Below are 21,723 nucleotides of genomic sequence, written 5' to 3'. Positions count from 1 at the left end.
CCGGGGTCGCCGGGCGCATGGCCATAGGGTGTGCAATGCCGGACGCTAAGGGGTACGTCAACCGAACGTAAAGTACGTTGTTGAAACGTGATCAAACTACGACATTTCAGAACATCAACATCACTGCGGCGATCCCGCCCGCAATAGCCCCGCCGTAACAAAGGGCTGCCACCACCAGGTCGAATCTGGCGATGCCGAGCAGTTCCTCACTCGTGTGACGGATCCGGTGCGCGGCGTGGAAGAGACACAGCACCACCACCACGACCAGCGCGAGCCGTACGAGCACGCTGTCCAGCAGCCCGCGCAGGTGCTCGGCGGTGGGCCAGTCCACGATCCCGAGCGGCATGAGCACCCCGAACAGCAGCACGAGCACCGGCACCACCAGCGCCGCCACCACTCCCCCGCCGCTGAACAGCAGCCACAGGTACGGCTCCGGCGACCGCCTCATCGGAACCCCCTCAGCACGAAGAACGCGATGACCGCGGAGACGAGCAGCCACAACGAGTGGTTGCCGCCCTGGATCATCCACGCGGGCAGCCGGTAGCCGTCCAGGCGCACGACGGTGGCCTTGGGCGCGAGGTTCAGGAACGTGACCGAGTGGAACGCGGTCGCGCCCAGCGCCACCACGTTGATCGCGATCATCCACGGCCGGGCGGCCAGCGCCGCGAACTCGTCCAGCGAGCCGCCGAGCACCGCCCCGACCAGCATCAGCAGGAACACCATCGACCAGGCCACGAAGACGCTGGTCAGCTCGCGCAGCACGAAGATCGTGTAGTTGCGGGTGCGGGCGAACCACAGGTTGTCCCGCCGGGGCCGGTAGGCGGCCGAGGTGGTCCGTACGGCGGCGCTCGGCGTCACCCTGTCGCGGGCCTTCACCGCTTGCTCCACGGCAGCACCGAACGCAGGGCGGCGGTCAGCTTGTAACGCTGGATCGCCTCGGCCGGGTCCACGTGCTTGGGGCAGACCCGGGTGCACTCGCCGACGAACGTGCACCCCCACACCGCGTCGTCCTGGCTGAGCACGTCGAACCGGTCGCCCATGTCGCGCGAGTCCAGGTTGTAGCGCTGGGCCAGCGCGATGGCCGCCGGGCCGAGGAAGTCGGGGTCGAGCACGTAGACCGGGCAGGCCGAGTAGCACAGCAGGCAGTTGATGCACATGCTGTACTGCTTGTACGCCTCCAGCTGCTCGGGCGTCTGGGCGTACTCGGCGGTCAGCGGCAGGTCCTCGCCCTCCCTGATCAGCCAGGGCCGCACGGACGACAGCTTGGCCAGGAAGTCGTCGATGTCCACCACCAGGTCCCTGATCACCGGGAACCCCTTCAGCGGCTCGATCCGCACCGGCCCCTCGCCGTACTCGGTGAGGAAGGTGCCGCAGGTCAGCCGGGCCTCGCCGTTGACGGTCATGCCGCACGAGCCGCACACGCCCATCCGGCACGACCAGCGGTAGGACAGGCTGCCGTCGAGCTGGTCCTTGATGTAGTTGAGGCCGTCGAGCACGGCCCAGTCGCTCATCAGCGGCACGTCGTAGCCCTGGAACACCGGCTCGGCGTCCTGCCCGGGCCGGTACCTGGCCACGTCCATCCGGATCGTCCGCGTGCCCGCCGCCTGCCGTACCGCTTCCGTCGTGTCAGTCACGGCCGTAAACCCTTTCTCCCGGAGGCCAGCGGGTGATCGTCACGGGCAGCAGGCCGACCGACGGCGTGCCGTCGGGCGCGCGGTGCACCAGCGAGTGCGCCAGGAACGCCTCGTCGTCCCTGGCGGAGAAGTCGGTGCGCTGGTGCGCGCCGCGCGACTCCTGCCTGTTCAGCGCGCAGGCCACGATCGTCTGCGCGATCTCCAGCATGCTCTGCAGCTCCTGCAGGTTGATCAGCTCGGTGTTGAAGGCGGTGCTGCTGTCCTCGACACGTGCCTCCTCGGCCCGCTCGCGCAGGTCCGCGAGCGTGTCCACGGCCTTGGCCAGCTCGTCGCCCGTGCGGTAGATGCCGGCGGCTCCTTCGAGCGTGTGCTGCATCTGCTCGCGCAGGTCGGCGATCCGCTCACCGTGACTGCTGCCCTCGCGCACGCGCTCCAACCGCCGCCGCTCGTCACCCCCCTGACTCCGTACGGCAGGCGGCTCGCCCCCGCGGTGCTCCCTGGCGAACCCGGCCGCCGCGAGGCCCGCCCGGCGGCCGAAGACGAGAATCTCGGGCAGCGAGTTGGAGCCGAGCCGGTTGGCGCCGTTGATGCTCACGCACGCCGTCTCCCCCGCCGCGAACAGCCCCGCGATCGGGGTGGCGCCGTCGAGGTCGGTGTGCACGCCGCCCATCATGTAGTGCACGACCGGGCGCACCGGGATGAGGTCGGTGGCCGGGTCGAGGTTCTGGTAGCTGCGGCACAGCTCGCGCACGAACGGGATCCGGGCGTCGATCTTGCCCTCGCCCAGGTGGCGCAGGTCCAGGTAGACGACGGGCCCGTACGGGGTGTCCACCGTGCGGCCCTTGTGCTGCTCGTGCACGAACGCCTGCGACAGCCGGTCGCGCGGGCCCAGCTCCATGCTGCGCAGCTTCGGCGTAGGGGTGGGCTTGCCCAGGTCGTAGTCCTGGAGGTAGCGGTAACCGTCCTTGTTGATCAGCCAGCCGCCCTCGGCCCTGGCCGCCTCGGTGATGAGGATGCCGGTGAACGGCAGGCCGGTCGGGTGGTACTGGACGAACTCCATGTCCTTCAGCGGCGCGCCCTCCCGGTAGGCCAGGGCCATGCCGTCGCCGGTCTTGATGGCGGCGTTGGTGGTGAAGGGGAAGACCTTGCCGCAGCCGCCGGTGGCCAGGATGACGGTCCTGGCCGGGATGGTCTCGATGCGGCCGGTCCGCATCTCCACGGCCACGACGCCGTGGACGCGGCCGTCGTCGACGACGAGCTTGGTGACGAACCACTCGTCGTACCTGATGATGTCCTGATATTTCAGGGTCGTCTGGAAGAGCGTGTGCAGCAGGTGGAAGCCGGTCTTGTCGGCCGCGTACCAGGTGCGCATCTTCTTCATGCCGCCGAACGGCCGCACCGCCACGCGGCCGTCGCTCTCGCGGCTCCACGGGCAGCCCCAGTGTTCGAGCTGGATCAGCTCCCTGGGCGCCTCGGCCACGAACGCCTCCACCGCGTCCTGGTCGCAGAGCCAGTCGCCGCCGGAGATCGTGTCGTAGCAGTGCTCGTCGAGCGTGTCGCCGACGCCGATCACCGCGGCGGCGCCGCCCTCGGCGGAGACGGTGTGGCTGCGCATCGGGTAGACCTTCGACACGACCGCCACCTTGAGCGCAGGATCCGTCTCGGCGACCGCGACGGCCGCCCGCAGCCCGGCTCCGCCTCCTCCGACGATGAGCACATCGATCATTGACGTCACTTTCCGTGGTCTGGCTGGATCTGGTCCTTCACCCGTTTGCCGTCGTGGCGGATGGCCGACAGGTGGATGCTGCCGTCGTGGTACTCGTGCCGGATGCGGCGGCAGCCGCAGTCGAAGAGCTGGTCGCGGATGACCAGGCCGTAGCCGTCGTCGTCGACGAGGCGATCACCTCCGGACTTCTTCCCGCAGGGGGCCGTCTCGGGGTCGAAGGGAATCTTCGTGCCTGTCATCGCCGATCTCCCTAGATAGGCGAAACATCATGGTGGGGGTCAGCCGGGCGAGTCCTGGCGCGGCGGCAGCTCCGGGGCGTCGTCGCGTTCGCCGCCGGACTGCTCGCCGGCCTGCTCGCCGGGCTTCTCGAGCGGGTAGTGCAGGTCGAAGGCCGGCCGTTCGGAGCGGATCGGGGGCATGAAGGTGAAGTTGTGGCGCGGCGGCGGGCAGCTCGTCGCCCATTCCAGGGAGTTGCCGTAGCCCCAGGGGTCGTCGAGGGTGACCTTGGGCGCGTGCCTGGCGGTCTTCCAGACGTTGTAGAGGAACGGCAGCGTCGAGGCGCCGAGCAGGAACGCCCCGACCGAGGAGATCTGGTTGAGCGCCGTGAAGCCGTCGGCCACGCCGTAGTCGGCGTAGCGCCTGGGCATGCCGAGCTGCCCGAGCACGTGCTGGATGAGGAACGTGGTGTGGAAGCCGATGAACAGCGTCCAGAAGTGCACCTTGCCGAGCCGGTCGTCGAGCATGCGGCCGGTCATCTTGGGCCACCAGAAGTAGAACCCGGCGAACATGGCGAAGACGACGGTGCCGAAGACCACGTAGTGGAAGTGGGCGACGACGAAGTAGGTGTCGGTGATGTGGAAGTCGAGCGGCGGCGAGGCCAGGATGATCCCGGTGAGCCCGCCGAGCAGGAACGTCACCAGGAAGCCCACGGCGAACAGCATGGGCGACTCGAAGGTGAGGTGGCCGCGCCACATCGTGCCGATCCAGTTGAAGAACTTCACCCCGGTCGGCACCGCGATGAGGAACGTCATGAACGAGAAGAACGGCAGCAGCACCTGCCCGGTGGGGAACATGTGGTGCGCCCACACCGTCATCGACAGCCCGGCGATCGCGATCGTGGCCCCGACCAGGCTCATGTAGCCGAAGATCGGTTTGCGGCTGAAGACCGGGATGACCTCGGTGATGATCCCGAAGAACGGCAGCGCGATGATGTAGACCTCGGGATGGCCGAAGAACCAGAACAGGTGCTGCCAGAGCAGCGGCCCGCCGTTGTCGGACAGGAAGACCTGCGTGCCGAGCTTGCGGTCCGACTCCAGCACCAGCAGCGCCGCGGCCAGCACGGGGAACGCCATCAGCACGAGCATGCTGGTCAGCAGCACGTTCCAGGTGAACAGCGGCATCCGGAACATGGTCATGCCGGGCGCCCGCATGCCGATGATCGTGGTGATGAAGTTGACCGCGCCGAGGATCGTACCGAGGCCTGACAGGGCCAGGCCCATGATCCACAGGTCCGCGCCGACCTGCGGCGAGTAGATCGATGACGACAGCGGCGTGTACGCGAACCAGCCGAAGTCGGCCGCGCCGCCGGGCGTGAAGAACCCGGCCAGCACCATCAGCCCGCCGAACAGGAACAGCCAGTACGCCACCGCGTTCAGCCGCGGGAACGCCACGTCGGGCGCGCCGATCTGCAGCGGCATCACCACGTTCGCGAACCCGGCGAACAGCGGGGTGGCGAACAGCAGCAGCATCACCGTGCCGTGGATGGTGAAGAGCTGGTTGTACTGCTGCTGGCTGACGACCTGCATGCCGGGGGTGGCGAGCTCGGCCCTGATGAACATGGCCATGACGCCGGCGACGAGGAAGAACCCGAACGAGGTGATCAGGTAGAGGTACCCGATGACCTTGTGGTCGGTCGTCGACAGCCAGGATGCGATGACGGTCCCGGTGCGACGGCGCCTGACCTGCTCGATCGAGGTCTCTCGAACGGTCGTCACGGCTGCTCCCTCCGACGCGGAGTTGTGCCTGCCCCGATCTACCCATTCCACGCCAACGATCGCCGCTCGGCTAGGCGTTCTTTGTTATTCGCCCGCGAAAGCTTTGACCCCGGGGGTCCACATTCCGGATACATACCGGCCTACCTGGTGACATCTTCTATCCTTCGTAGGCCACACAGAATCGGAGGAGATGCTCGTGACCGCCCAGAGTGACTACGCCGACCTCGTCCAGCGAGGGCTCTCGCTCGACCTCACCCGGGGAAAGCCGTCGCCGCGCCAGCTCGACCTCTCCAACGATCTGCTGAAACTGCCCACGTCGTACAGGGCCGCCGACGGCACCGACGGCCGTAACTACGGCAACCTGCAGGGCCTGGCGGAGCTGCGCGAGCTGTTCGCGCCGCTGGTGCAGGTGCCGGCGGAGCAGCTCGTCGTCGGGGGCAACTCCAGCCTGGCCATGATGCACGACACCGTGGTGCACGCGCTGCTCACCCCGGTGCCGGGCGCCGCGCGCCGGTGGGTGGAGGAGCCGGAGATCACGTTCCTGTGCCCCGTCCCCGGCTATGACCGGCATTTCACGATCTGCGAGCGGTTCGGGATCAAGATGGTCCCCGTCCCGATGAACGCGGACGGCCCCGACATGGACGTCGTCGAGCGCCTGGTGGCCGAGGACGCGAGCGTCAAGGGCATGTGGTGCGTGCCGAAGTACAGCAACCCGTCCGGCCTCACCTACAGCGACGAGACCGTGCGCAGGCTGGCCGCCATGGAGACGGCCGCGCCCGACTTCCGGATCTTCTGGGACAACGCGTACGCGGTGCACCACCTCACCGACACCCCCGACGAGCTGGCCGACGTGCTGGCCCTGGCCGCCGGGCACGGCAACGCCGACCGGGTGTTCGTCTACGCCTCCACCTCGAAGGTGACGCTGGCCGGCTCCGGCGTCTCCTTCTTCGGCGGCTCCCCGGCCAACGTCACGTGGTTCCTGCACAACACCTCGAAGCAGTCCATCGGCCCGGACAAGCTCAACCAGCTCCGCCACGTGGAGTTCCTGCGTGACGGCGCCGGCGTGGCCGCGCACATGCGGCGGCACGCCGAGCTGATCGGGCCGAAGTTCGAGCTGGTCGACAAGGTGCTGACCGAGCGGCTCGGCGACCTGGCCACCTGGACGAGCCCCAGGGGCGGCTACTTCATCAGCCTGGAGGTGCCGCACGCCGCCGAGGTGGTGGCCAAGGCCAAGGCGGCCGGCATCGCGCTGACGCCCGCCGGCGCCACGCACCCGTACGGCCAGGACCCCGACGACCGCACGATCAGGATCGCGCCGACCTTCCCCGGCCTGGAGGAGCTGGAGCAGGCCATCAACGGCCTGGCCGTCTGCGTCCGCCTGGTCGCGGAAGAGCAGGGCTGACCGCCCGCGGCCCTCGCCCCCTCAGGGGCGGGGGCCGCCGCCGTTCCTGAAGCCGAAGATGTACTCGCGCGTCTCGCTCGGGTGGAACGTGACGCCGACGCCCGGCTCGAAGGCGACGTTGTCGCGGGCGCAGTAGTACAGGGCCTCCCACACGGCCAGGGCCTTCTCCCTGGCCGGGGCCTCCAGCGTGTCGCGCTTGCGGGCGCCGTGCGCACCGAGCACGTTCAGCAGGCCGAACCCCCAGAACAGGCCCGTCAGGCAGAACGGCGCCAGCAGCACCTCGCCCCAGTTCGGGTCCTGCCCCATCGCGATCACCAGGGACACGACGAGATGCACCAGGGCCGCGACCAGCAGCAGCACGTACCCCTGGTTCCTGGCCCAGGGCGTGTAGTGGCGGCTGGGGAACGACAGCCACACCGCGAGCTGCGTGCGGCTCATGACGTGCTTCGACGCGCCCAGCGCCGCCTGTGTGGGCAGGTCCGCGACCTCCCGCGTGCCCGGTAACCTGACCCGCCCGATCTTGTACGTGGTCCCGGCGGCCACCGCTCCAGGAACCGCGACAACCTGGTCAGTCTCCAAACACACCGGGCACCCGACTTTCACCCGGGCAGTCTGGCCGTAAGGAACGCAAGGCGCAAACCATAGGGTGCAAGGTGTGAGACCGATTGATGCCCTGGTGAACGCTCTGTCCGATGCCCGCGTTCTGACCGACCCCGACGTGATCGACTCCTACGCCCGCGACCGCACGTTCCTGGAGCCCGGCAAGCCGCTCGCCGTCGTGCTCGCCACCTCCCGCGACGACGTGGTGACCACCATGAGGTGGGCCACCGAGCACCGGGTGCCGGTGGTGCCGCGCGGCGGCGGCACCGGCCTGGCCGGCGCGTCGGTGGCCGGCGACGGCTCGGTCATCCTCTCGCTGGCCAGGATGACCGCGATCAGGGAGCTCTCCCCCGCCGACGAGATCGCCGTCGTCGAGCCCGGCGTCATCACCGCCGACCTGGACAAGGCCGCCAGGGAGCACGGGCTGATGTACGCGCCGGACCCGTCCTCGTACGAGATCTCCACCATCGGCGGGAACCTGGCCACCAACGCCGGCGGGCTGCGCTGCGTGAAGTACGGCGTGACCAGGGACTCGGCGCTCGGTCTCGAGGTCGTGCTGGCCGACGGCCGGGTGCTGAACACCGGGCGGCGCACGATGAAGGGCGTCACCGGCTACGACCTGACCGGGCTGTTCGTCGGCTCGGAAGGCACGCTCGGCGTGATCACCGCCGCCACGGTGCGGTTGCGGCGCGCGCCGGCCGCGCCGCCGGCGACGTTCGCGGCCGACTTCTCCTCGCTGCGGGACGCGGGTGCCGCCGTGTCGGCGATCATGGCGGCCGGCTGCCAGCCGTCCCTGATGGAGCTGCTCGACCGGGCGACGCTGCAGGCCATCGACGAGTGGCGCAACATCGGGCTCGAACCCGGCACGCAGGCCATGCTCATCGGCCAGTCCGACGCCGCCGACAGCCAGGCCGCCGTGGAGCGCATGGAGCGCATCTGCACCGAGAACGGCGCCTCGTTCGTCGCCGTGTCCTCCAGCCCGCAGGAGGCCGACGAGCTGATCGGGCTGCGGCGGCTGGCGTACGGGGCCAAGGAGCGGCAGGGCGCCTGCCTGGTCGAGGACGTGTGCGTGCCGCGTTCGGCGCTGGCCGAGATGATCGGCCGGATCGAGGCGGCGGCGGAGCGGCACGGGGTGCGGATCGCCACGGTGGCGCACGCCGGCGATGGCAACCTGCACCCGGTCTTCATCTTCGAGCACGGCACCGTGGAGCCGCCGCCCGAGGTGTGGGCCGCGGCGGACGAGGTGTTCAAGGACGCGCTGGAGCTCGGCGGCACGCTCACCGGGGAGCACGGCGTGGGGCTGCTCAAGCGGCGCTGGCTGGAGCTGGAGTCGGGGCCGGTCGCGGGCGAGCTCCAGCGGGGGATCAAGGCCGTGTTCGACCCCCTCGGCCTCCTCAATCCCGGCAAGGCGATCTGACCGCGGACAACTGGATCTTGCCTTCACCAAGCCGTGACCTTGGGCGTCCCGGCACACACGACCTGCGACGGAAGCCTGACTTTCTTCGTCAAAACACGAAACTTCTGACAGGTCCGGCAGACGCCTCAAGGGTCACGCTGGTAGCGTTTTGCCTCATCTATTGGGTTGTGATGGGGGTCCGACGTGAATCAGTTCCAGCCGTTGGCGGCGGACGATCCGCGGCGGCTGGGGGCGTATGACATCGTCGCCCGGCTCGGCGAGGGCGGCCAGGGCGTTGTTTATCTGGGCAAGAGCGACTCCGGGGAACAGGTCGCGGTCAAGCTGCTGCACAACGCCCTCGTGGCGGACGCCGACGCCAGGACGCGCTTCCTGCGCGAGGTGGCGGTGGCGCAGCGCGTCGCCCGGTTCTGCACCGCTCCGGTGCTCCACGCCGACCTGGACGGGAGCCGGCCGTACATCGTCAGCGAGTTCGTGCCGGGGCCGTCCCTGCGCGAGCTGGTCATCAACGAGGGGCCGCGGCGGGGTGCGGCCCTGGAGCGGCTGGCGATCAGTACGGCGACCGCCCTGGCGGCCATCCACCGGGCCGGGATCCTGCATCGCGACTTCAAGCCCGCGAACGTGCTGATGGGGCCCGAGGGTCCCGTCGTGATCGACTTCGGCATCGCCCGCGCCCTGGACTCCCCCGGCGCCACGGCCACCGGGATGGCCATGGGGACGCCGTCGTACCTGGCGCCCGAGCAGCTCAGCGGGGCGCAGGTTTCGGAGGCGGCCGACGTGTTCGCCTGGGGCGTCACGATGGTGTTCGCCGCGACCGGCAAGCCCGCGTTCGGGGCCGACTCCATTCCCGTGGTGATGAACCGGATCCTGAACGAGGAGCCGGAGCTCGGGAAGATGGAGGGGCTGCTGGGCGACCTGGTGGCGGCCTGCCTGTCGAAGGACCCGTCGCAGCGGCCGAGCGCCGACGAGCTGATCGTCCACCTCACGGGGCAGCCCGCCCCCAAGTCGGCCATCGAGCCGGTGACCGGCGGCCAGAAGGCCGCCGCTGCCGGTGCTGCCGCTGCCGGCGCCGGCGCGGCCGGGCTGGCCGGTGCGGGTGGCGCAGGCGGTGCGGGTGCGGGCGGTGCCGGTGCCGGCGGTGCTGGTGGTGCCGCTCAGGCGGGCACCGACGGCTCGGGCGTCCCCGGCGGCGGGCCTGGTGGCACGTCCGGACAGGACGACTACCCCGGCCCCTGGCACCAGCCGACCGGCCCCCAGCAGCTTCCCCTGCCGCAGACGGGCGACTACGGCCGCCAGGCGGCCGCGGCGGCCCAGGGCGGCCCCGCCGGCAACGCGCCCCACGGCGCCTCTCAAGGCGGCCGGCAAGGCGGCCAGCCGGGCGGCGCGGCCCAGGCCGCTGCCGGTCAAGGCGGCGCCGCGGGCAACGCACCGCAGGCCGGCCTGCCTCACGGCGGCCCCGCAGGCCCCCACGCCGGCCCCGTCCAGGGTGGCGCGCCGCAGGGCGGGCCCGGCGGGATGGCGTCCGGAGCGCCCCAGCCCGGGATGCCGGGCAATGGTGCTCAGTCCGGGATGCCGGGCGGCGGCGCTCAGCCCGGAATGCCTGGCGGCCCGCAGGCGGCGTCCGGAATGCCCGCGCACGGCCCAGGTCAGCCCTTCCAGGGAGCCCACGGCGGCCCCGCGGGTCCGGGCGGGCCTCATGGACCGGGTGGCCAGGGCGGGCCGGGCAGGCCCCATGGTCCCAATGGCCCCGGTAGAGCCGGTGGCCGTGCCGGAACGGCCGGGGCGCGGCCGGGTGGGGGCGGGGTGCCCGCCAAGCAGCGCCGTACCCTGACCCTCGCCCTCTCGGGCGCCGCCGCGGCGGCGCTGCTCGTCGTGGCGGGCGCGATCGTCGTGCAGGCCAACAGCAAGCAGGCCCCGGTCGTCGCCGTGGGCAACTCCTCCAGCGAGACTGACGGCGGCTCGGGCGGCGCGGGTCAGCCGAGCGAGCCCCCGGTCGCGCAGCAGTCGCCGCCCGTGGTGATCCCGTCGGACAGCGCAGCGCCGGTGCCCACGCTGGACATCGAGCCGGAAGAGACGAAGAAGACCAAGAAGCCGACGAAGGAGCCGATCGCCCAGGTTCCGCAGGTGGTCACCGAGGCCCCCAGGCCCCAGACGACCACGAAGAGCGCCGAGCCGACGCCCACCCCGACCAAGAAGAAGAAGACCACGCTGGTCGAGCCCGACGTGGAGCCGACGGAGAAGCCGACCTCCGGCCCCACGACGACCGTGCGCGCGGAGGGTGAGGCGGACAAGCCGGGCACGTCGCTGAAGCCCAACCCGTACAAGGTGACGGCGGTGTGCGGCACGGGCTACAAGGTCGTCGACTCGCGCGCGCTGGGCTCCAACGCCACGGTCTACCTGCTGTACCACAGCGGCGCGGGCAAGAACTGCGTGGTCACGATGTCGCGCCTGGTGCACCCTGGCAAGATGCCGATGAGCGCGATCCTCCAGGTCAAGGGCGGTTCCAGCGGCAACAACACGGGCAAGTTCACCGCGTACGCCGGCCCGGTGCGCCTGCCCGCCGCCAAGAAGTGCGTGATCTGGGGCGGCTCGTGGAGCTCCTACAGCTGGAAGTCCGGCTGGAGCCACTGCAGCTAGCCAAAGACGACGAGCAGAGAGCCGCCACCCGCCCCAGGGGTGGCGGCTCGTTCCATGCCTGGGCTAGCGTGCTTGGCATGATCGTCGGGAGGACGTCGTGATCAGGAGCAGGCTCGACACCGGGAGCGACGACTACCGCGCCAGGCGCGAGGCGATGCTGGCCAAGCTGGCCGAGCTGGACGCCGAGCAGGCCAAGGCGGCGGCCGGCGGCGGCGAGAAGTACCTGGCGCGGCACCGCGCCCGCGGCAAGCTGCCGGCCAGGGAGCGGGTGGAGCTGCTCGTCGATCCCGACTCCCCCTTCCTGGAGCTGTCGCCGCTGGCGGCCTGGGGCAGCGACTTCCCCGTCGGGGCGAGCGTGGTGACGGGGATCGGGGTGATCGAGGGCGTCGAGTGCGTGATCACCGCGAACGATCCCACGGTCCGCGGCGGCGCCTCGAACCCGTGGACGCTCAAGAAGACCCTGCGCTCGGCGGAGATCGCGCTGCGCAACCGGCTCCCGTACGTGAACCTGGTCGAGAGCGGCGGCGCGGACCTGCCGACGCAGAAGGAGATCTTCATTCCTGGCGGGCAGATCTTCCGCGATCTGACCAGGCTGTCGGCGGCGGGGGTGCCGACGGTGGCGCTGGTGTTCGGCAACTCGACGGCGGGCGGCGCGTACGTGCCCGGGATGAGCGACCACGTCGTGATGGTGCGGGAGCGGGCCAAGGTGTTCCTGGGCGGGCCGCCGCTGGTCAAGATGGCGACCGGGGAGGAGTCCGACGACGAGTCGCTGGGCGGGGCCGAGATGCACGCCAGGGTCAGCGGGCTGGCCGACTACCTGGCCCAGGACGAGTACGACGCGCTGCGGATCGGGCGGCGCGTCGTCGCCTCGCTGGGCTGGCGGAAGCTGGGCCGCGCGCCCGATCCGGACGTGGTGGAGCCGGCGTATCCGGCCGAGGAGCTGCTCGGGATCGTGCCGGAGGACCTGAAGGTGCCGTTCGACCCGCGGGAGGTGATCGCGCGGGTGGTGGACGGCAGCGTGTTCGACGAGTTCAAGCCGCTGTACGGGGCCTCGCTGGTGACCGGGTGGGCCCGGATCCACGGGTACCCGGTGGGGGTGCTGGCCAACGCGCGCGGGGTGCTGTTCAGCGAGGAGTCGCAGAAGGCGACGCAGTTCATCCAGCTCGCGAACCAGTCGCGCACGCCGCTGCTGTTCCTGCAGAACACGACCGGTTACATGGTCGGCAGGGACTACGAGCAGGGCGGCATCATCAAGCACGGCGCCATGATGATCAACGCGGTGTCCAACTCCACCGTGCCGCACCTGACGGTCGTCATGGGCGCCTCGTACGGTGCGGGCAACTACGGGATGTGCGGGCGCGCGTACGAACCCCGCTTCCTGTTCAGCTGGCCGAGCGCCAAGTCGGCGGTGATGGGCCCGGCCCAGCTCGCGGGCGTGCTGTCCATCGTGGGGCGGGCGTCGGCGCTGGCGAAGGGGCAGGTGTACGACGAGGAGGCCGACGCGGCGATGCGGGCGATGGTGGAGGCGCAGATCGAGGCCGAGTCGCTGGCCTTCTTCCTGTCGGGGCGGCTGTACGACGACGGGGTGATCGATCCGCGCGACACCCGTACCGTGCTGGGCCTGTGCCTGTCGGCGATCAACAGCGCGCCGGTGCCCGGGGCGGCGGGGTTCGGGGTGTTTCGGCCGTGATCACCCGTCTGCTCGTCGCGAACCGGGGCGAGATCGCCCGCCGCGTCTTCCGTACCTGCCGGGCGCTCGGCATCTCGACGGTGGCGGTGTTCTCCGACGCCGACGCGGACGCGCCGCACGTGGCCGAGGCCGACCTGGCGGTACGCCTGCCGGGCACGCGCCCGGCCGACACGTACCTGGACGCGGGGCGGCTGCTGGCGGCCTGCCGGGCCTCGGGTGCGGACGCGGTGCATCCGGGTTACGGGTTCCTGTCGGAGAGCGCGGAGTTCGCGCGGGAGGTGCTGGCGGCCGGGCTGGTCTGGGTCGGCCCGCCGCCCGAGGCGATCGCGGCCATGGGGGTCAAGATCGGGGCGAAGCGGCTGATGGCGGAGGCCGGGGTGCCGGTGCTGCCGTCGCTCGACCTGGCCGCGCCGGAGGAGTTCCCGCTGCTGGTGAAGGCGTCCGCGGGTGGTGGCGGGCGCGGGATGCGGGTGGTGCGCGGGCCGGGTGAGCTGGCGGAGGCGGTGGAGTCGGCGCGGCGGGAGGCCGCCGCGGCGTTCGGCGACGGCACCGTGTTCGCCGAGCCTCTGCTGGAGCGGGCCAGGCACGTGGAGGTCCAGGTGCTGGCCGACCGGCACGGCACCGTGTGGGCGCTGGGCGAGCGCGAGTGCAGCGTGCAGCGGCGGCACCAGAAGGTGATCGAGGAGTGCCCCTCGCCGGGGATCTCCGAGGCGACGCGGTCGCTGCTGTACGAGGCCGCGGTCCGGGCCGCGCGCACGATCGGGTACGTCGGGGCCGGGACGGTGGAGTTCCTGGTCAAGGGGGACCGGGTGGCGTTCCTGGAGATGAACACCCGGCTCCAGGTCGAGCATCCGGTGACCGAGCTGGTGCACGGGGTGGACCTCGTACGGCTGCAGCTCGACGTGGCGGAGGGGGCCGCGCTGCCCGCCGCGCCGCCGCCGCCCGCCGGATGGGCGGTCGAGGCGCGGTTGTACGCCGAGGACGGCGAGCACGTGCCGCAGGCCGGGGTGTTGCGGCGGTTCGAGATCCCGGGCGACGTGCGGGTGGACGCCGGGGTGGAGTCGGGGTCGGTCGTGTCGCCGCACTACGACGCGCTGCTGGCCAAGGTGGTGGCGCATGGGGCGACGCGGGCGGAGGCGGTGCGCAAGCTGGTGTCGGCGCTGCGCCGGGCCCGGCTGCACGGCCTGACCACCAATCGCGATTTACTCGTAAATATCCTGACAAATCGGGAGTTTGTGGCCGGTGACACGCACACCGGCTTCCTCGACCCGGACGGCCCTGTCCGCGCCTCGACTGCGGCCACGGGAACGCCCGCCGAGGCGGGATCGGCGGCCGAGCCGGCGGCCGGGCACGCGGGGTCGGCGGCCGGGCAGGCGGGGCTGGCGGCCGCGCTGGCCGTGGCGGCGCTCAACCGCAGCCGCGCCCGCGTGCTCCCCGGCCTCCCCGCCGGCTGGCGGAACGTACGCTCCCAGCCCCGAACCCTCCGCTTCGAGGAGACCGGCGAGGTGACCTACGACCCGCTCCCCGAGGGCGTCACCGTCGCCGCCGCGGAGCCGTACCGGGTGGTCCTGGAGCACGACGGACTGCGCCGCACGTACGAGATCGCCCACTACCCCGGCAGCGTGTGCGTCGACCACGCGGACGGCCACGCCGAGCTGACCCCGGTCCCCCGGCTCCCCGAGCCGGCCGAGCACGTCGTGCCCGGATCACTCCTGGCCCCCATGCCGGGTAACGTGCTGCGGGTCGAGGTGGAGCCCGGCGATCGGGTGGTGAAGGGCCAGGCGGTCCTGGTCCTGGAGGCGATGAAGATGGAGCACCGGATCACCGCCCCGGCGGACGGCGTGGTGGCCGCCGTACAGGTGGAGAAGGGCCGGCAGGTCGACGCGGGAGCGGTGCTGGTGATCATCCAGGAGGGGGACTCATGACGGAGCTGGTGCACAAGGAGCTGGCGGGGGGCGTCGCGACGATCACGCTGGACTCGCCGCCCAACCGCAACGCGCTGTCCAGCCGCCTGCTCGCCGAGCTGGCCGACCGCCTGCGCTGGGCGCAGGCCGAGCCGCAGGTCAGGGTGATCGTGCTGACCGCCACGGGGCACGTGTTCTGCTCGGGAGCCGACCTCAAGGAGCAGCGCGCCTCCGGGGCGCCGGTCACGGCCTCGTTCCCCGAGGTCATGGAGCTGATCTGGGAGAGCGGGAAGCCGGTGATCTGCCGGCTCAACGGCACTGCGCGGGCGGGCGGCCTGGGGCTGGTGGCGGCGTGCGACTTCGCGATCGCGCCGCTGACGGCGTCGTTCGCGTTCACCGAGGTACGCCTCGGCGTGGCGCCCGCCATGATCGCCGTGCCGGTGCTGCGCAGGCTGAGCGCCCGCGCGGCGGCCGAGTACTTCCTGACCGGCGAGGTCTTCGACGCGGCGCGGGCGGTGGAGATCGGCCTGCTGTCGGCGGCCGTCCCGCCCGAGGGCCTGGACGCGACCGTGGCCCGCTACGCCGAGATGTTGCTGAAGGGCGGCCCGGAAGCGCTGGCGATCACCAAGCGGCTCGTCAGGGAGGTGCCGGCGATGTCGTTCAAGGGTGGCCTGCAGCGGATGACCGAGCTGTCGTCCGAGCGGTTCACCTCGGCGGAGGGCCAGGAGGGCATCGCGGCGTTCATGGCCAAGCGCCCGCCCGCGTGGGTGCCCCAGGAGGGCTGATCATGGTGCTGCGCGTCGCGAACTGCAGCGGCTTCTACGGCGACCGGCTCTCCGCCGCCAAGGAGATGGTCGAGGGCGGCCCGATCGACGTGCTCACCGGCGACTGGCTGGCCGAGCTGACCATGCTCATCCTGGCCGGCAACCGGCTCAAGGGCCGCCCCGGGTACGCGCCGACGTTCCTGCGCCAGCTGGAGGACGTCCTGGGGCCCTGCCTCGACCGGGGTATCAAGATCGTGACGAACGCGGGCGGGCTCGACCCGGCCGGCTGCGCGGACGCCGTCCACGACCTCGCCGCCCGCCTCGGGCTGTCCCCGTCCGTCGCGTACGTCACCGGCGACGGCCTCACCGGCCACCCGTTCCCGCTCGTCAACGCCGACACCGGCGAGCACCTCACCGCGACCCCGCTGACCGCCAACGCCTACCTCGGCGGCCGCCCCATCGCCGCCGCCCTGTCGGCGGGCGCGGACGTGGTGGTCACCGGCCGCGTCACGGACGCCGCCCTGGTGACGGGCCCCGGCATCTGGCGGTACGGGTGGGGGCCCGACGACCTCGACCCGCTGGCGGGCTCGGTGGTGGCCGGGCACATCATCGAGTGCGGCTGCCAGGCCACGGGCGGCAACTACGCGTTCTTCCAGGACGTACCGGACCTGGCCCACTGCGGCTTCCCCCTCGCCGAGCTGCGCGCGGACGGCTCGTCCGTCATCACCAAGCACCCGGGCACCGGCGGCCTGGTCTCGATCGGCACCGTCACGGCGCAGCTCGTCTACGAGCTGGGCGGCCCCCGCTACCTCGGGCCGGACGTGGTGGCCCGCTTCGACACGATCACCCTGTCGGACGACGGCCCCGACCGCGTCCTGGTCTCCGGCGTCCGCGGCGAACCGCCACCGGACACGCTGAAGGTCGCCGTCAACTACCTGGGCGGTTACCGCAACACGATGACGCTGGTGCTGACGGGCCTGGATCTGCCGGCCAAGGCGCGGGTGGCCGAGGAGGCGCTCTGGGCCCGCATCCCGCGCGAGACGTTCGACGAGGTGGACGTCACGCTCACGGACGCCGGCCTGCTGCGCGTCACGGTCATGTCCACGGACGAGCGCAAGGCGGGCCGCGCCTTCTCCTCCGCCGTCGTGGAGACGGGCCTGGCCAGCTACCCGGGCTTCTACGGCCTCACCCCACCGGGCAACGCCTCCCCGTACGGGGTGTACTGGCCGGTCCTGATCCCGGCCGCACAGGTACACCCGAGGGTGTTCGTGAACGGCCAGCAACTCCCCGCAGACGCAGGGGCCGGCGCCGCAGGCGCGCGGGCGGACACGGCAGGCGCTGGGACGGGCGCTGCAGGCGCGGAGGCGGCTCCCGCAGGCGCGGCGGGCGCCGGAGCGGCAGGCGTGCAGCCGGCGGGCCCCGCCGCAGCGCCCGCGCCCCTCGCAGCGCCGGGTCGGCGGGAGGACGTGCGGCGGAGCCCGGCGCCCGTGGTCGGCGCCGGGCCGGCCCCGGACGCGAGCACCACCATCCCCCTGGGCCGCATCGCGGGCGCCCGTTCGGGAGACAAGGGCGGGAACGCCAACCTGGGTGTCTGGACCGACACCCAGGCCCGCTACGACTGGCTGGCCGCCCACCTGACCCCCGACACCCTCAAGCAGCTTCTCCCCGCCCTCGCCCCCTACCGCGTGGACCGCCACGACCTGCCCAACCTCAAGGCGCTCAACTTCGTCATCCACGGCCTCCTGGGCAGGGGCGTGGCCGCCAGCCCTCGAATGGACCCCCAGGCCAAGGCCCTGGGCGAGGAGCTGCGAGCACGCCCGGTGGACGTCCCTACGCCCCTGGCACCGCCCGCCACCCCAGCAGCCCCGCCCCCATGAGCCCCGCCCCGGCCCCGAGCGACGACGCCCGCACCTCCGGCGCCTCCCGGAACCCCAGCCGCCCGCTCAGCCGCGCACGCAGCGGGCCGAGCAGGGTCTCCCCCGCCCGCGAGACCCCGCCGCCGATCACGATGGCCGCGGGATCGAGCACCAGCGTGTACGTGGCCAGCGCCAGCGCGAGCGCCTCCACGGCCTCGCCCCACACCTCCACGGCCCGCGTGTCCCCCGCCAGAACCGCCTGTACGACCTCCTCGGCCCCCGGAAGCCCGCACCGGGCCGCCACGGCGCCCCCGGACGCGTAGGCCGCCAGGCACCCCTGCTGGCCGCACCCGCAGGCCGCCCCGCCGGGCCGCACGGGGATGTGCCCGATCTGCCCGGCCCACCCGCCCGCGCCACCGTACAGCGCTCCTGACAGCACCACGGCTCCCGCGATGCCGGTGCCGATGGGCAGGTACAGCACGTCCCGCCCGCCTTCCCCGTACGCGAGCTCCGCCTCCCCCGCCGACCGCACGTCGTGCCCGAGCGCCACCGGCACGTCCACGTCCGGGGCGAACGCGTGCGCGGGCACGTCGCGCCAGCCGAACGCGGCCGAGAAGACGGCGTGGGTGGGCGTGACGAGCCCGGGCACGGCGAGCCCGACCGCGAGCGGCCGCACGCCGTCACGGGGGCGGGCGAGGTCGGCGACGAAGGCCGAGATGGCGGCGATGACCTGGGCGGGGCCACCGGAGCGGGGCGTGGGGCGGCGCTCGAAGCGGTGGATCGTCCCGTCCCTGGTGACGAGCCCGCCCTTCATGGTGGTGCCACCGACGTCGATCGCCGCCACGTGCGTCATCCAGCCCTCCGGAGGGTGCCCATTAATCGCTTTGAGCCATCCATCCTGCATGCAGAAGAATGCCGCCATGGATGTTCGCCGCCTCACCCAGGACGACCTCGACGACTGCACCCTGCTGGCCAAGGACCGGGGGTGGCTGCCCGAGCGGCACAAGTGGGGCCTGCTGTTCGAGGTCGGCGAGGTGTACGGGATCGACGCCCCCGACGGCGACGGCCTGGCCGCCACGAATGTCCTGACCCGCTACGGCGACGACCACGCGGTGATCAGCATGGTGCTGACGGCCGCCAGGTTCGAGCGGCGGGGGCTGGGCGGCAGGCTCATGGAGCACGCGCTGGAGCAGGCGGGCGGGCGCACGGTCTCGCTGTACGCCACCGAGATGGGCCGTCCCCTGTACGAGCGGCTCGGCTTCCGCGTCGCCGGCCGGGCCGCCAAGCACACGGGCGTCTTCCGCGGCGAGCCGTCGGGCCGTACCCGCCCGGCCACGCAGGCGGATCTCGACGGCATCCTGCGGCTCGACGCGGAGCTGTTCGGCACGGACCGGTCGGCGTTGTTGCGGCGGATGTCCGGGTTCGGCGAGCAGGTGCTGGTCGCCGAGGGCGGTTTCGGCCACTGCTGGCGCAACGACGACAACACGGTGATCGGCCCGGTCGTGGCCAGGGACGAGGAGACGGCCAGGGCGCTGATCGGCGATCTGGCGCTGCACGCGGGCGGCGAGGTGCGGATGGACTTCGACCTGTCCAGGCAGGCGCTCATCGCGTGGGCGGGCGAGCACGGCATCGGCAGCCCGTGGCAGGTCTCGATGATGGTGCGCGGCGGGGAGCTGCCGGGTGACCGGTCGTGCCAGTACCTGCCGTTCATGCAGGCACTGGGTTGACCGTGCGTGCGGCGCTCTCATAGGGTCGAGCACCAGAATATCGTTCTGTAGAGGGGCGGTACATGACCTCCACCCACATCGACGTCGGCGCGATCGACTTCGACGAGCTCGGCGCGTGGATGGACGCCGAGGGGCTGCCGGGCGGCCCGATCACGGACCCGGCACCGGTCCTGGGCGGCACGCAGAACGTCATGGTGCGCTTCGAGCGCGGCGGCCAGCCGTACGTGCTGCGCCGCCCTCCCCTGCACACCCGGCGCAAGAGCAACGAGGTGCTGCGCCGCGAGGCGCGGGTGCTGGCGGCGCTGCGCGACACGCCGGTGCCCGCACCCCGGCTGGTGGCCGCGCAGACGGCGCGGGAGCCGGTGTTCTACCTGATGGAGCCGGTGGACGGGTTCAACCCCTCGACGGGGCTGCCTGAGCCGCACGCGTCCGACCCGGCGATCAGGCACCGGATGGGGCTGGAGGCCGCCGCCGCGCTGGCCGAGCTGGGGCGCGTCGATCCGGCGGTGCTGCCGGGGTTCGGACGGCCCGAGGGCTTCCTGGAGCGGCAGGTGCCGCGCTGGCTCAAGGAGCTCGACTCCTACGGCGAGCTCGACGGCTACCCCGGGCCGGACATCCCCGGCCTGCGCGAGACGGCCGACTGGCTCACCCGCCATCTGCCCCGCACGTTCACGCCGGGCGTCATGCACGGCGACTACCACTTCGCGAACCTCATGTTCGCCCCCGACAGCCCCCGCGTGGCCGCGATCGTCGACTGGGAGATGTGCACGGTCGGCGATCCGCTGGTGGATCTCGGCTGGCTGCTGGCCATGTGGCCGTCGGGCAACGATCACGTGCCGGGGCTGCCGCCGCCGCGCGAGCTGGTCGCGTACTACGCGGCGCTGTCGGAGCGCGACATGTCGGCCATCGACTGGTACGCGGTGATGGCCTGCTTCAAGCTCGGCATCGTGCTCGAAGGCACCCATGCCAGGGCGTTCGCCGGAAAGGCGCCCAAGGACATCGGCGATCTGCTGCACGCGACGACGCTGGCGCTGTTCGAACGGGCCGAGGAGTTCATGAACGGCGCCCTCGGCTAATCACGATTTCCGGAAAAGACGATCACAAGGCGAACCCCCCGGCGTACAATTGCGCGCAATTGCTCAGTTAATCGGGGAAGGATCGTCATGCGAATGCGGTTTCTCGGCTCCACCTCGGAGGCAGGCGCCTGCCCCACCCTGTACGAGACCGACCGCGGCACCATCGTCGTGCAGGGTCTCCGGGTCACCGACGCGGAGGCGCTCGCGGACCTGCGCGACGTCCTCGACGGCGAGGCCGCCGTGGAGGTTCCCCGCGAGCTCATCACCGAGATCGCCCGCCGCGTCCTGCCGGACGCCGGACAAACCCGTGACCGACAGGCAAACGCTTTCCCGACCAGTGGAGGAACACCGTCGGCAACCAGTTGATCACAATTGCGACGGGCCCTGGCATGATCGGCACCGGCGGGGCTAGCCTCTTGCGCCGTGACGTCCTTTCAGCAGGCGCGCATCGACCTCGGCAGCCAGTTGCGTCAGCTGCGCGAGGCGGCCCATCTGTCGGGCAAGGAGCTGGCCGGACGGCTGCGCTGGCAGCCGTCCAAGGTCTCCAGGCTGGAGAACGCCCGGCAGACGGCGACCGAGGATGACGTGGTCGTGTGGGCGCAGGCCGTCAACGCCTCGCCCGACACGACGGACGAGCTGATCAGGCAGTCCATCGCGCTGCTGGAGCGGCACGACGACTGGAAGCAGCGCCACCGCAGCGGCCTGGCCGCGATCCAGGAGGACGTCCGCGACCTGGAGGCGCGCACGAAGGTCTTCCGCGTCTTCGAGCCGGGCATCATCGTGGGCCTGCTGCAGACCTCCGAGTACGCCAGGCACGTCTTCCGCAAGGTCAAGCGGCTCTACAGCGCGGCCGACCAGATCGACGCGGCGGTGCGGGTGCGCATGCAGCGCCAGGAGATCCTCTACGACCGGACGCGCACGTTCAGGTTCGTGGTCACCGAGGCCGCGCTGCGCACGATGCTGGCGCCGCCCGAGGTGATGCGCGGCCAGCTCGACCGCCTGCTCGCCGTCAGCACGCTGCCGAACGTGGAGTTCGGCGTCATCCCGTTCGGCACCGAGCTGCCGGCCAACCCGGTCAACGGCTTCTGGATCTACAACGAGGCCATGGTCGCGGTCGCCACGATGACCAAGGACCTGATCCTGCGCGATCCCGATGACATCGCCTTCTATGTGCGGGCGTTCGACGATTACGCGAAGGCGGCGGAGTTCGGGGAACCGGGGCGGGAGGTCATCATCGCGATTCTTCACGATTACCGGAAACAAACTCCACATTAACCGCAGCAATTGCTTGCCTCCCAC

Annotated in this window: 19 protein-coding genes; 11 read left to right on the top strand and 8 right to left on the bottom strand. The window is 71.6% G+C overall.

Translation table 11 applies throughout. The features are described 5' to 3' along the window. Positions 1-106 precede the first annotated feature (106 nt). The 6 genes from frdD to ctaD are packed head-to-tail and all read right to left on the bottom strand — an operon-like array spanning position 107 to position 5,354. On the bottom strand, positions 107-448 hold the full coding sequence (gene frdD, locus HD593_RS15605; RefSeq protein ID WP_185102848.1) for a fumarate reductase subunit FrdD: 342 nt from the start codon (positions 446-448) through the stop codon (positions 107-109). Next, positions 445-876, bottom strand: a complete 432-nt coding sequence (locus HD593_RS15600; protein WP_221524778.1) for a fumarate reductase subunit C — start codon at positions 874-876, stop codon at positions 445-447. The genes frdD and HD593_RS15600 overlap by 4 nt, the downstream gene beginning before the upstream one ends. Further along, the gene (gene sdhB / locus HD593_RS15595) at positions 873-1,634 is read right to left on the bottom strand and encodes a succinate dehydrogenase iron-sulfur subunit (RefSeq protein WP_312903488.1); all 762 of its coding nucleotides are present in this window, start codon (positions 1,632-1,634) and stop codon (positions 873-875) included. Before sdhB ends, HD593_RS15600 begins: the two co-directional genes overlap by 4 nt. After that, positions 1,627-3,360, bottom strand: a complete 1,734-nt coding sequence (frdA, locus tag HD593_RS15590; RefSeq protein ID WP_221524777.1) for a fumarate reductase (quinol) flavoprotein subunit — start codon at positions 3,358-3,360, stop codon at positions 1,627-1,629. Before frdA ends, sdhB begins: the two co-directional genes overlap by 8 nt. A 5-nt stretch (positions 3,361-3,365) precedes the next feature. Beyond that, the gene (locus tag HD593_RS15585) at positions 3,366-3,599 is read right to left on the bottom strand and encodes a hypothetical protein (protein ID WP_185102846.1); all 234 of its coding nucleotides are present in this window, start codon (positions 3,597-3,599) and stop codon (positions 3,366-3,368) included. A 39-nt stretch (positions 3,600-3,638) separates the two neighbouring features. Further along, a complete protein-coding gene (gene ctaD, locus HD593_RS15580; protein WP_185102845.1) occupies positions 3,639-5,354 on the bottom strand; it encodes an aa3-type cytochrome oxidase subunit I in 1,716 nt (571 codons plus the stop codon). 190 nt (positions 5,355-5,544) lie between these two features. Here ctaD and HD593_RS15575 point away from each other — a divergent pair, with 190 nt between their 5' ends. Continuing rightward, positions 5,545-6,756 (top strand): aspartate aminotransferase type Ic, encoded by a 1,212-nt coding sequence (locus tag HD593_RS15575; protein ID WP_185102844.1) that lies wholly within the window; start codon positions 5,545-5,547, stop codon positions 6,754-6,756. A gap of 21 nt (positions 6,757-6,777) precedes the next feature. Here HD593_RS15575 and HD593_RS15570 read toward each other — a convergent pair whose 3' ends face one another. Beyond that, complete coding sequence (locus HD593_RS15570; RefSeq protein WP_185102843.1) at positions 6,778-7,299, bottom strand: hypothetical protein; 522 nt, start codon at positions 7,297-7,299, stop codon at positions 6,778-6,780. A 112-nt stretch (positions 7,300-7,411) separates the two neighbouring features. Here HD593_RS15570 and HD593_RS15565 point away from each other — a divergent pair, with 112 nt between their 5' ends. The 6 genes from HD593_RS15565 to HD593_RS15540 all read left to right on the top strand — a co-directional run bounded on the left by HD593_RS15565 (position 7,412) and on the right by HD593_RS15540 (position 17,642). Then, complete coding sequence (locus tag HD593_RS15565; RefSeq protein ID WP_312903487.1) at positions 7,412-8,773, top strand: FAD-binding oxidoreductase; 1,362 nt, start codon at positions 7,412-7,414, stop codon at positions 8,771-8,773. A 183-nt stretch (positions 8,774-8,956) separates the two neighbouring features. After that, positions 8,957-11,407, top strand: coding sequence for a serine/threonine-protein kinase (locus tag HD593_RS63390; protein WP_312903486.1), 2,451 nt, complete (start codon positions 8,957-8,959; stop codon positions 11,405-11,407). A 154-nt stretch (positions 11,408-11,561) separates the two neighbouring features. Then, positions 11,562-13,097 (top strand): acyl-CoA carboxylase subunit beta, encoded by a 1,536-nt coding sequence (locus HD593_RS15555; RefSeq protein WP_185111875.1) that lies wholly within the window; start codon positions 11,562-11,564, stop codon positions 13,095-13,097. Further along, positions 13,094-15,022 carry an ATP-binding protein gene (locus tag HD593_RS15550; RefSeq protein ID WP_185102842.1) on the top strand — a complete coding sequence of 643 codons (1,929 nt, stop codon included), beginning with the start codon at positions 13,094-13,096 and terminating at the stop codon, positions 15,020-15,022. The genes HD593_RS15555 and HD593_RS15550 overlap by 4 nt, the downstream gene beginning before the upstream one ends. Next, entirely contained in the window at positions 15,019-15,786 is a 768-nt protein-coding gene (locus HD593_RS15545; protein WP_185102841.1) for an enoyl-CoA hydratase-related protein, read from the top strand. Before HD593_RS15550 ends, HD593_RS15545 begins: the two co-directional genes overlap by 4 nt. A 2-nt stretch (positions 15,787-15,788) precedes the next feature. After that, positions 15,789-17,642, top strand: a complete 1,854-nt coding sequence (locus HD593_RS15540; RefSeq protein ID WP_185102840.1) for an acyclic terpene utilization AtuA family protein — start codon at positions 15,789-15,791, stop codon at positions 17,640-17,642. Here HD593_RS15540 and HD593_RS15535 read toward each other — a convergent pair. Then, positions 17,596-18,474 (bottom strand): ROK family protein, encoded by an 879-nt coding sequence (locus HD593_RS15535; protein WP_185102839.1) that lies wholly within the window; start codon positions 18,472-18,474, stop codon positions 17,596-17,598. The genes HD593_RS15540 and HD593_RS15535 overlap by 47 nt on opposite strands. A gap of 67 nt (positions 18,475-18,541) precedes the next feature. On the opposite strand from HD593_RS15535, the gene HD593_RS15530 reads away from it, so the two are divergent. The 4 genes from HD593_RS15530 to HD593_RS15515 all read left to right on the top strand — a co-directional run bounded on the left by HD593_RS15530 (position 18,542) and on the right by HD593_RS15515 (position 21,699). Then, positions 18,542-19,348, top strand: a complete 807-nt coding sequence (locus HD593_RS15530) for a GNAT family N-acetyltransferase (protein ID WP_185102838.1) — start codon at positions 18,542-18,544, stop codon at positions 19,346-19,348. A gap of 62 nt (positions 19,349-19,410) precedes the next feature. Further along, positions 19,411-20,424, top strand: a complete 1,014-nt coding sequence (locus tag HD593_RS15525) for a phosphotransferase family protein (RefSeq protein ID WP_185102837.1) — start codon at positions 19,411-19,413, stop codon at positions 20,422-20,424. A gap of 93 nt (positions 20,425-20,517) precedes the next feature. Continuing rightward, positions 20,518-20,790 carry a hypothetical protein gene (locus HD593_RS64325; protein WP_312903485.1) on the top strand — a complete coding sequence of 91 codons (273 nt, stop codon included), beginning with the start codon at positions 20,518-20,520 and terminating at the stop codon, positions 20,788-20,790. Positions 20,791-20,847: 57 nt separating this feature from the next. Then, a complete protein-coding gene (locus HD593_RS15515; RefSeq protein WP_185102835.1) occupies positions 20,848-21,699 on the top strand; it encodes a helix-turn-helix domain-containing protein in 852 nt (283 codons plus the stop codon). The last annotated feature ends 24 nt before the right edge of the window (positions 21,700-21,723 follow it).

This window comes from Nonomuraea rubra (genome assembly GCF_014207985.1).
Taxonomy (GTDB): Bacteria; Actinomycetota; Actinomycetes; order Streptosporangiales; family Streptosporangiaceae; genus Nonomuraea; species Nonomuraea rubra.
The sequence above is the reverse complement of the archived record's forward strand: the minus strand, read 5'-3'. Positions and strand labels throughout refer to the sequence as shown.

What these genes read in the sequence shown, in the direction of transcription:
- HD593_RS15530 (WP_185102838.1), top strand. Translation starts at nt 18,542, where the DNA reads ATGGATGTTCGCCGCCTCACCCAGGACGACCTCGACGACTGCACCCTG.
- HD593_RS15545 (WP_185102841.1), top strand. Translation starts at nt 15,019, where the DNA reads ATGACGGAGCTGGTGCACAAGGAGCTGGCGGGGGGCGTCGCGACGATC.
- HD593_RS15555 (WP_185111875.1), top strand. Translation starts at nt 11,562, where the DNA reads ATGCTGGCCAAGCTGGCCGAGCTGGACGCCGAGCAGGCCAAGGCGGCG.
- HD593_RS15575 (WP_185102844.1), top strand. Translation starts at nt 5,545, where the DNA reads ATGCTCGTGACCGCCCAGAGTGACTACGCCGACCTCGTCCAGCGAGGG.
- HD593_RS15585 (WP_185102846.1), bottom strand. Translation starts at nt 3,599, where the DNA reads ATGACAGGCACGAAGATTCCCTTCGACCCCGAGACGGCCCCCTGCGGG.
- HD593_RS15535 (WP_185102839.1), bottom strand. Translation starts at nt 18,474, where the DNA reads ATGACGCACGTGGCGGCGATCGACGTCGGTGGCACCACCATGAAGGGC.
- frdA (WP_221524777.1), bottom strand. Translation starts at nt 3,360, where the DNA reads ATGATCGATGTGCTCATCGTCGGAGGAGGCGGAGCCGGGCTGCGGGCG.
- HD593_RS64325 (WP_312903485.1), top strand. Translation starts at nt 20,518, where the DNA reads ATGCGGTTTCTCGGCTCCACCTCGGAGGCAGGCGCCTGCCCCACCCTG.
- HD593_RS15540 (WP_185102840.1), top strand. Translation starts at nt 15,789, where the DNA reads ATGGTGCTGCGCGTCGCGAACTGCAGCGGCTTCTACGGCGACCGGCTC.
- HD593_RS15525 (WP_185102837.1), top strand. Translation starts at nt 19,411, where the DNA reads ATGACCTCCACCCACATCGACGTCGGCGCGATCGACTTCGACGAGCTC.
- frdD (WP_185102848.1), bottom strand. Translation starts at nt 448, where the DNA reads ATGAGGCGGTCGCCGGAGCCGTACCTGTGGCTGCTGTTCAGCGGCGGG.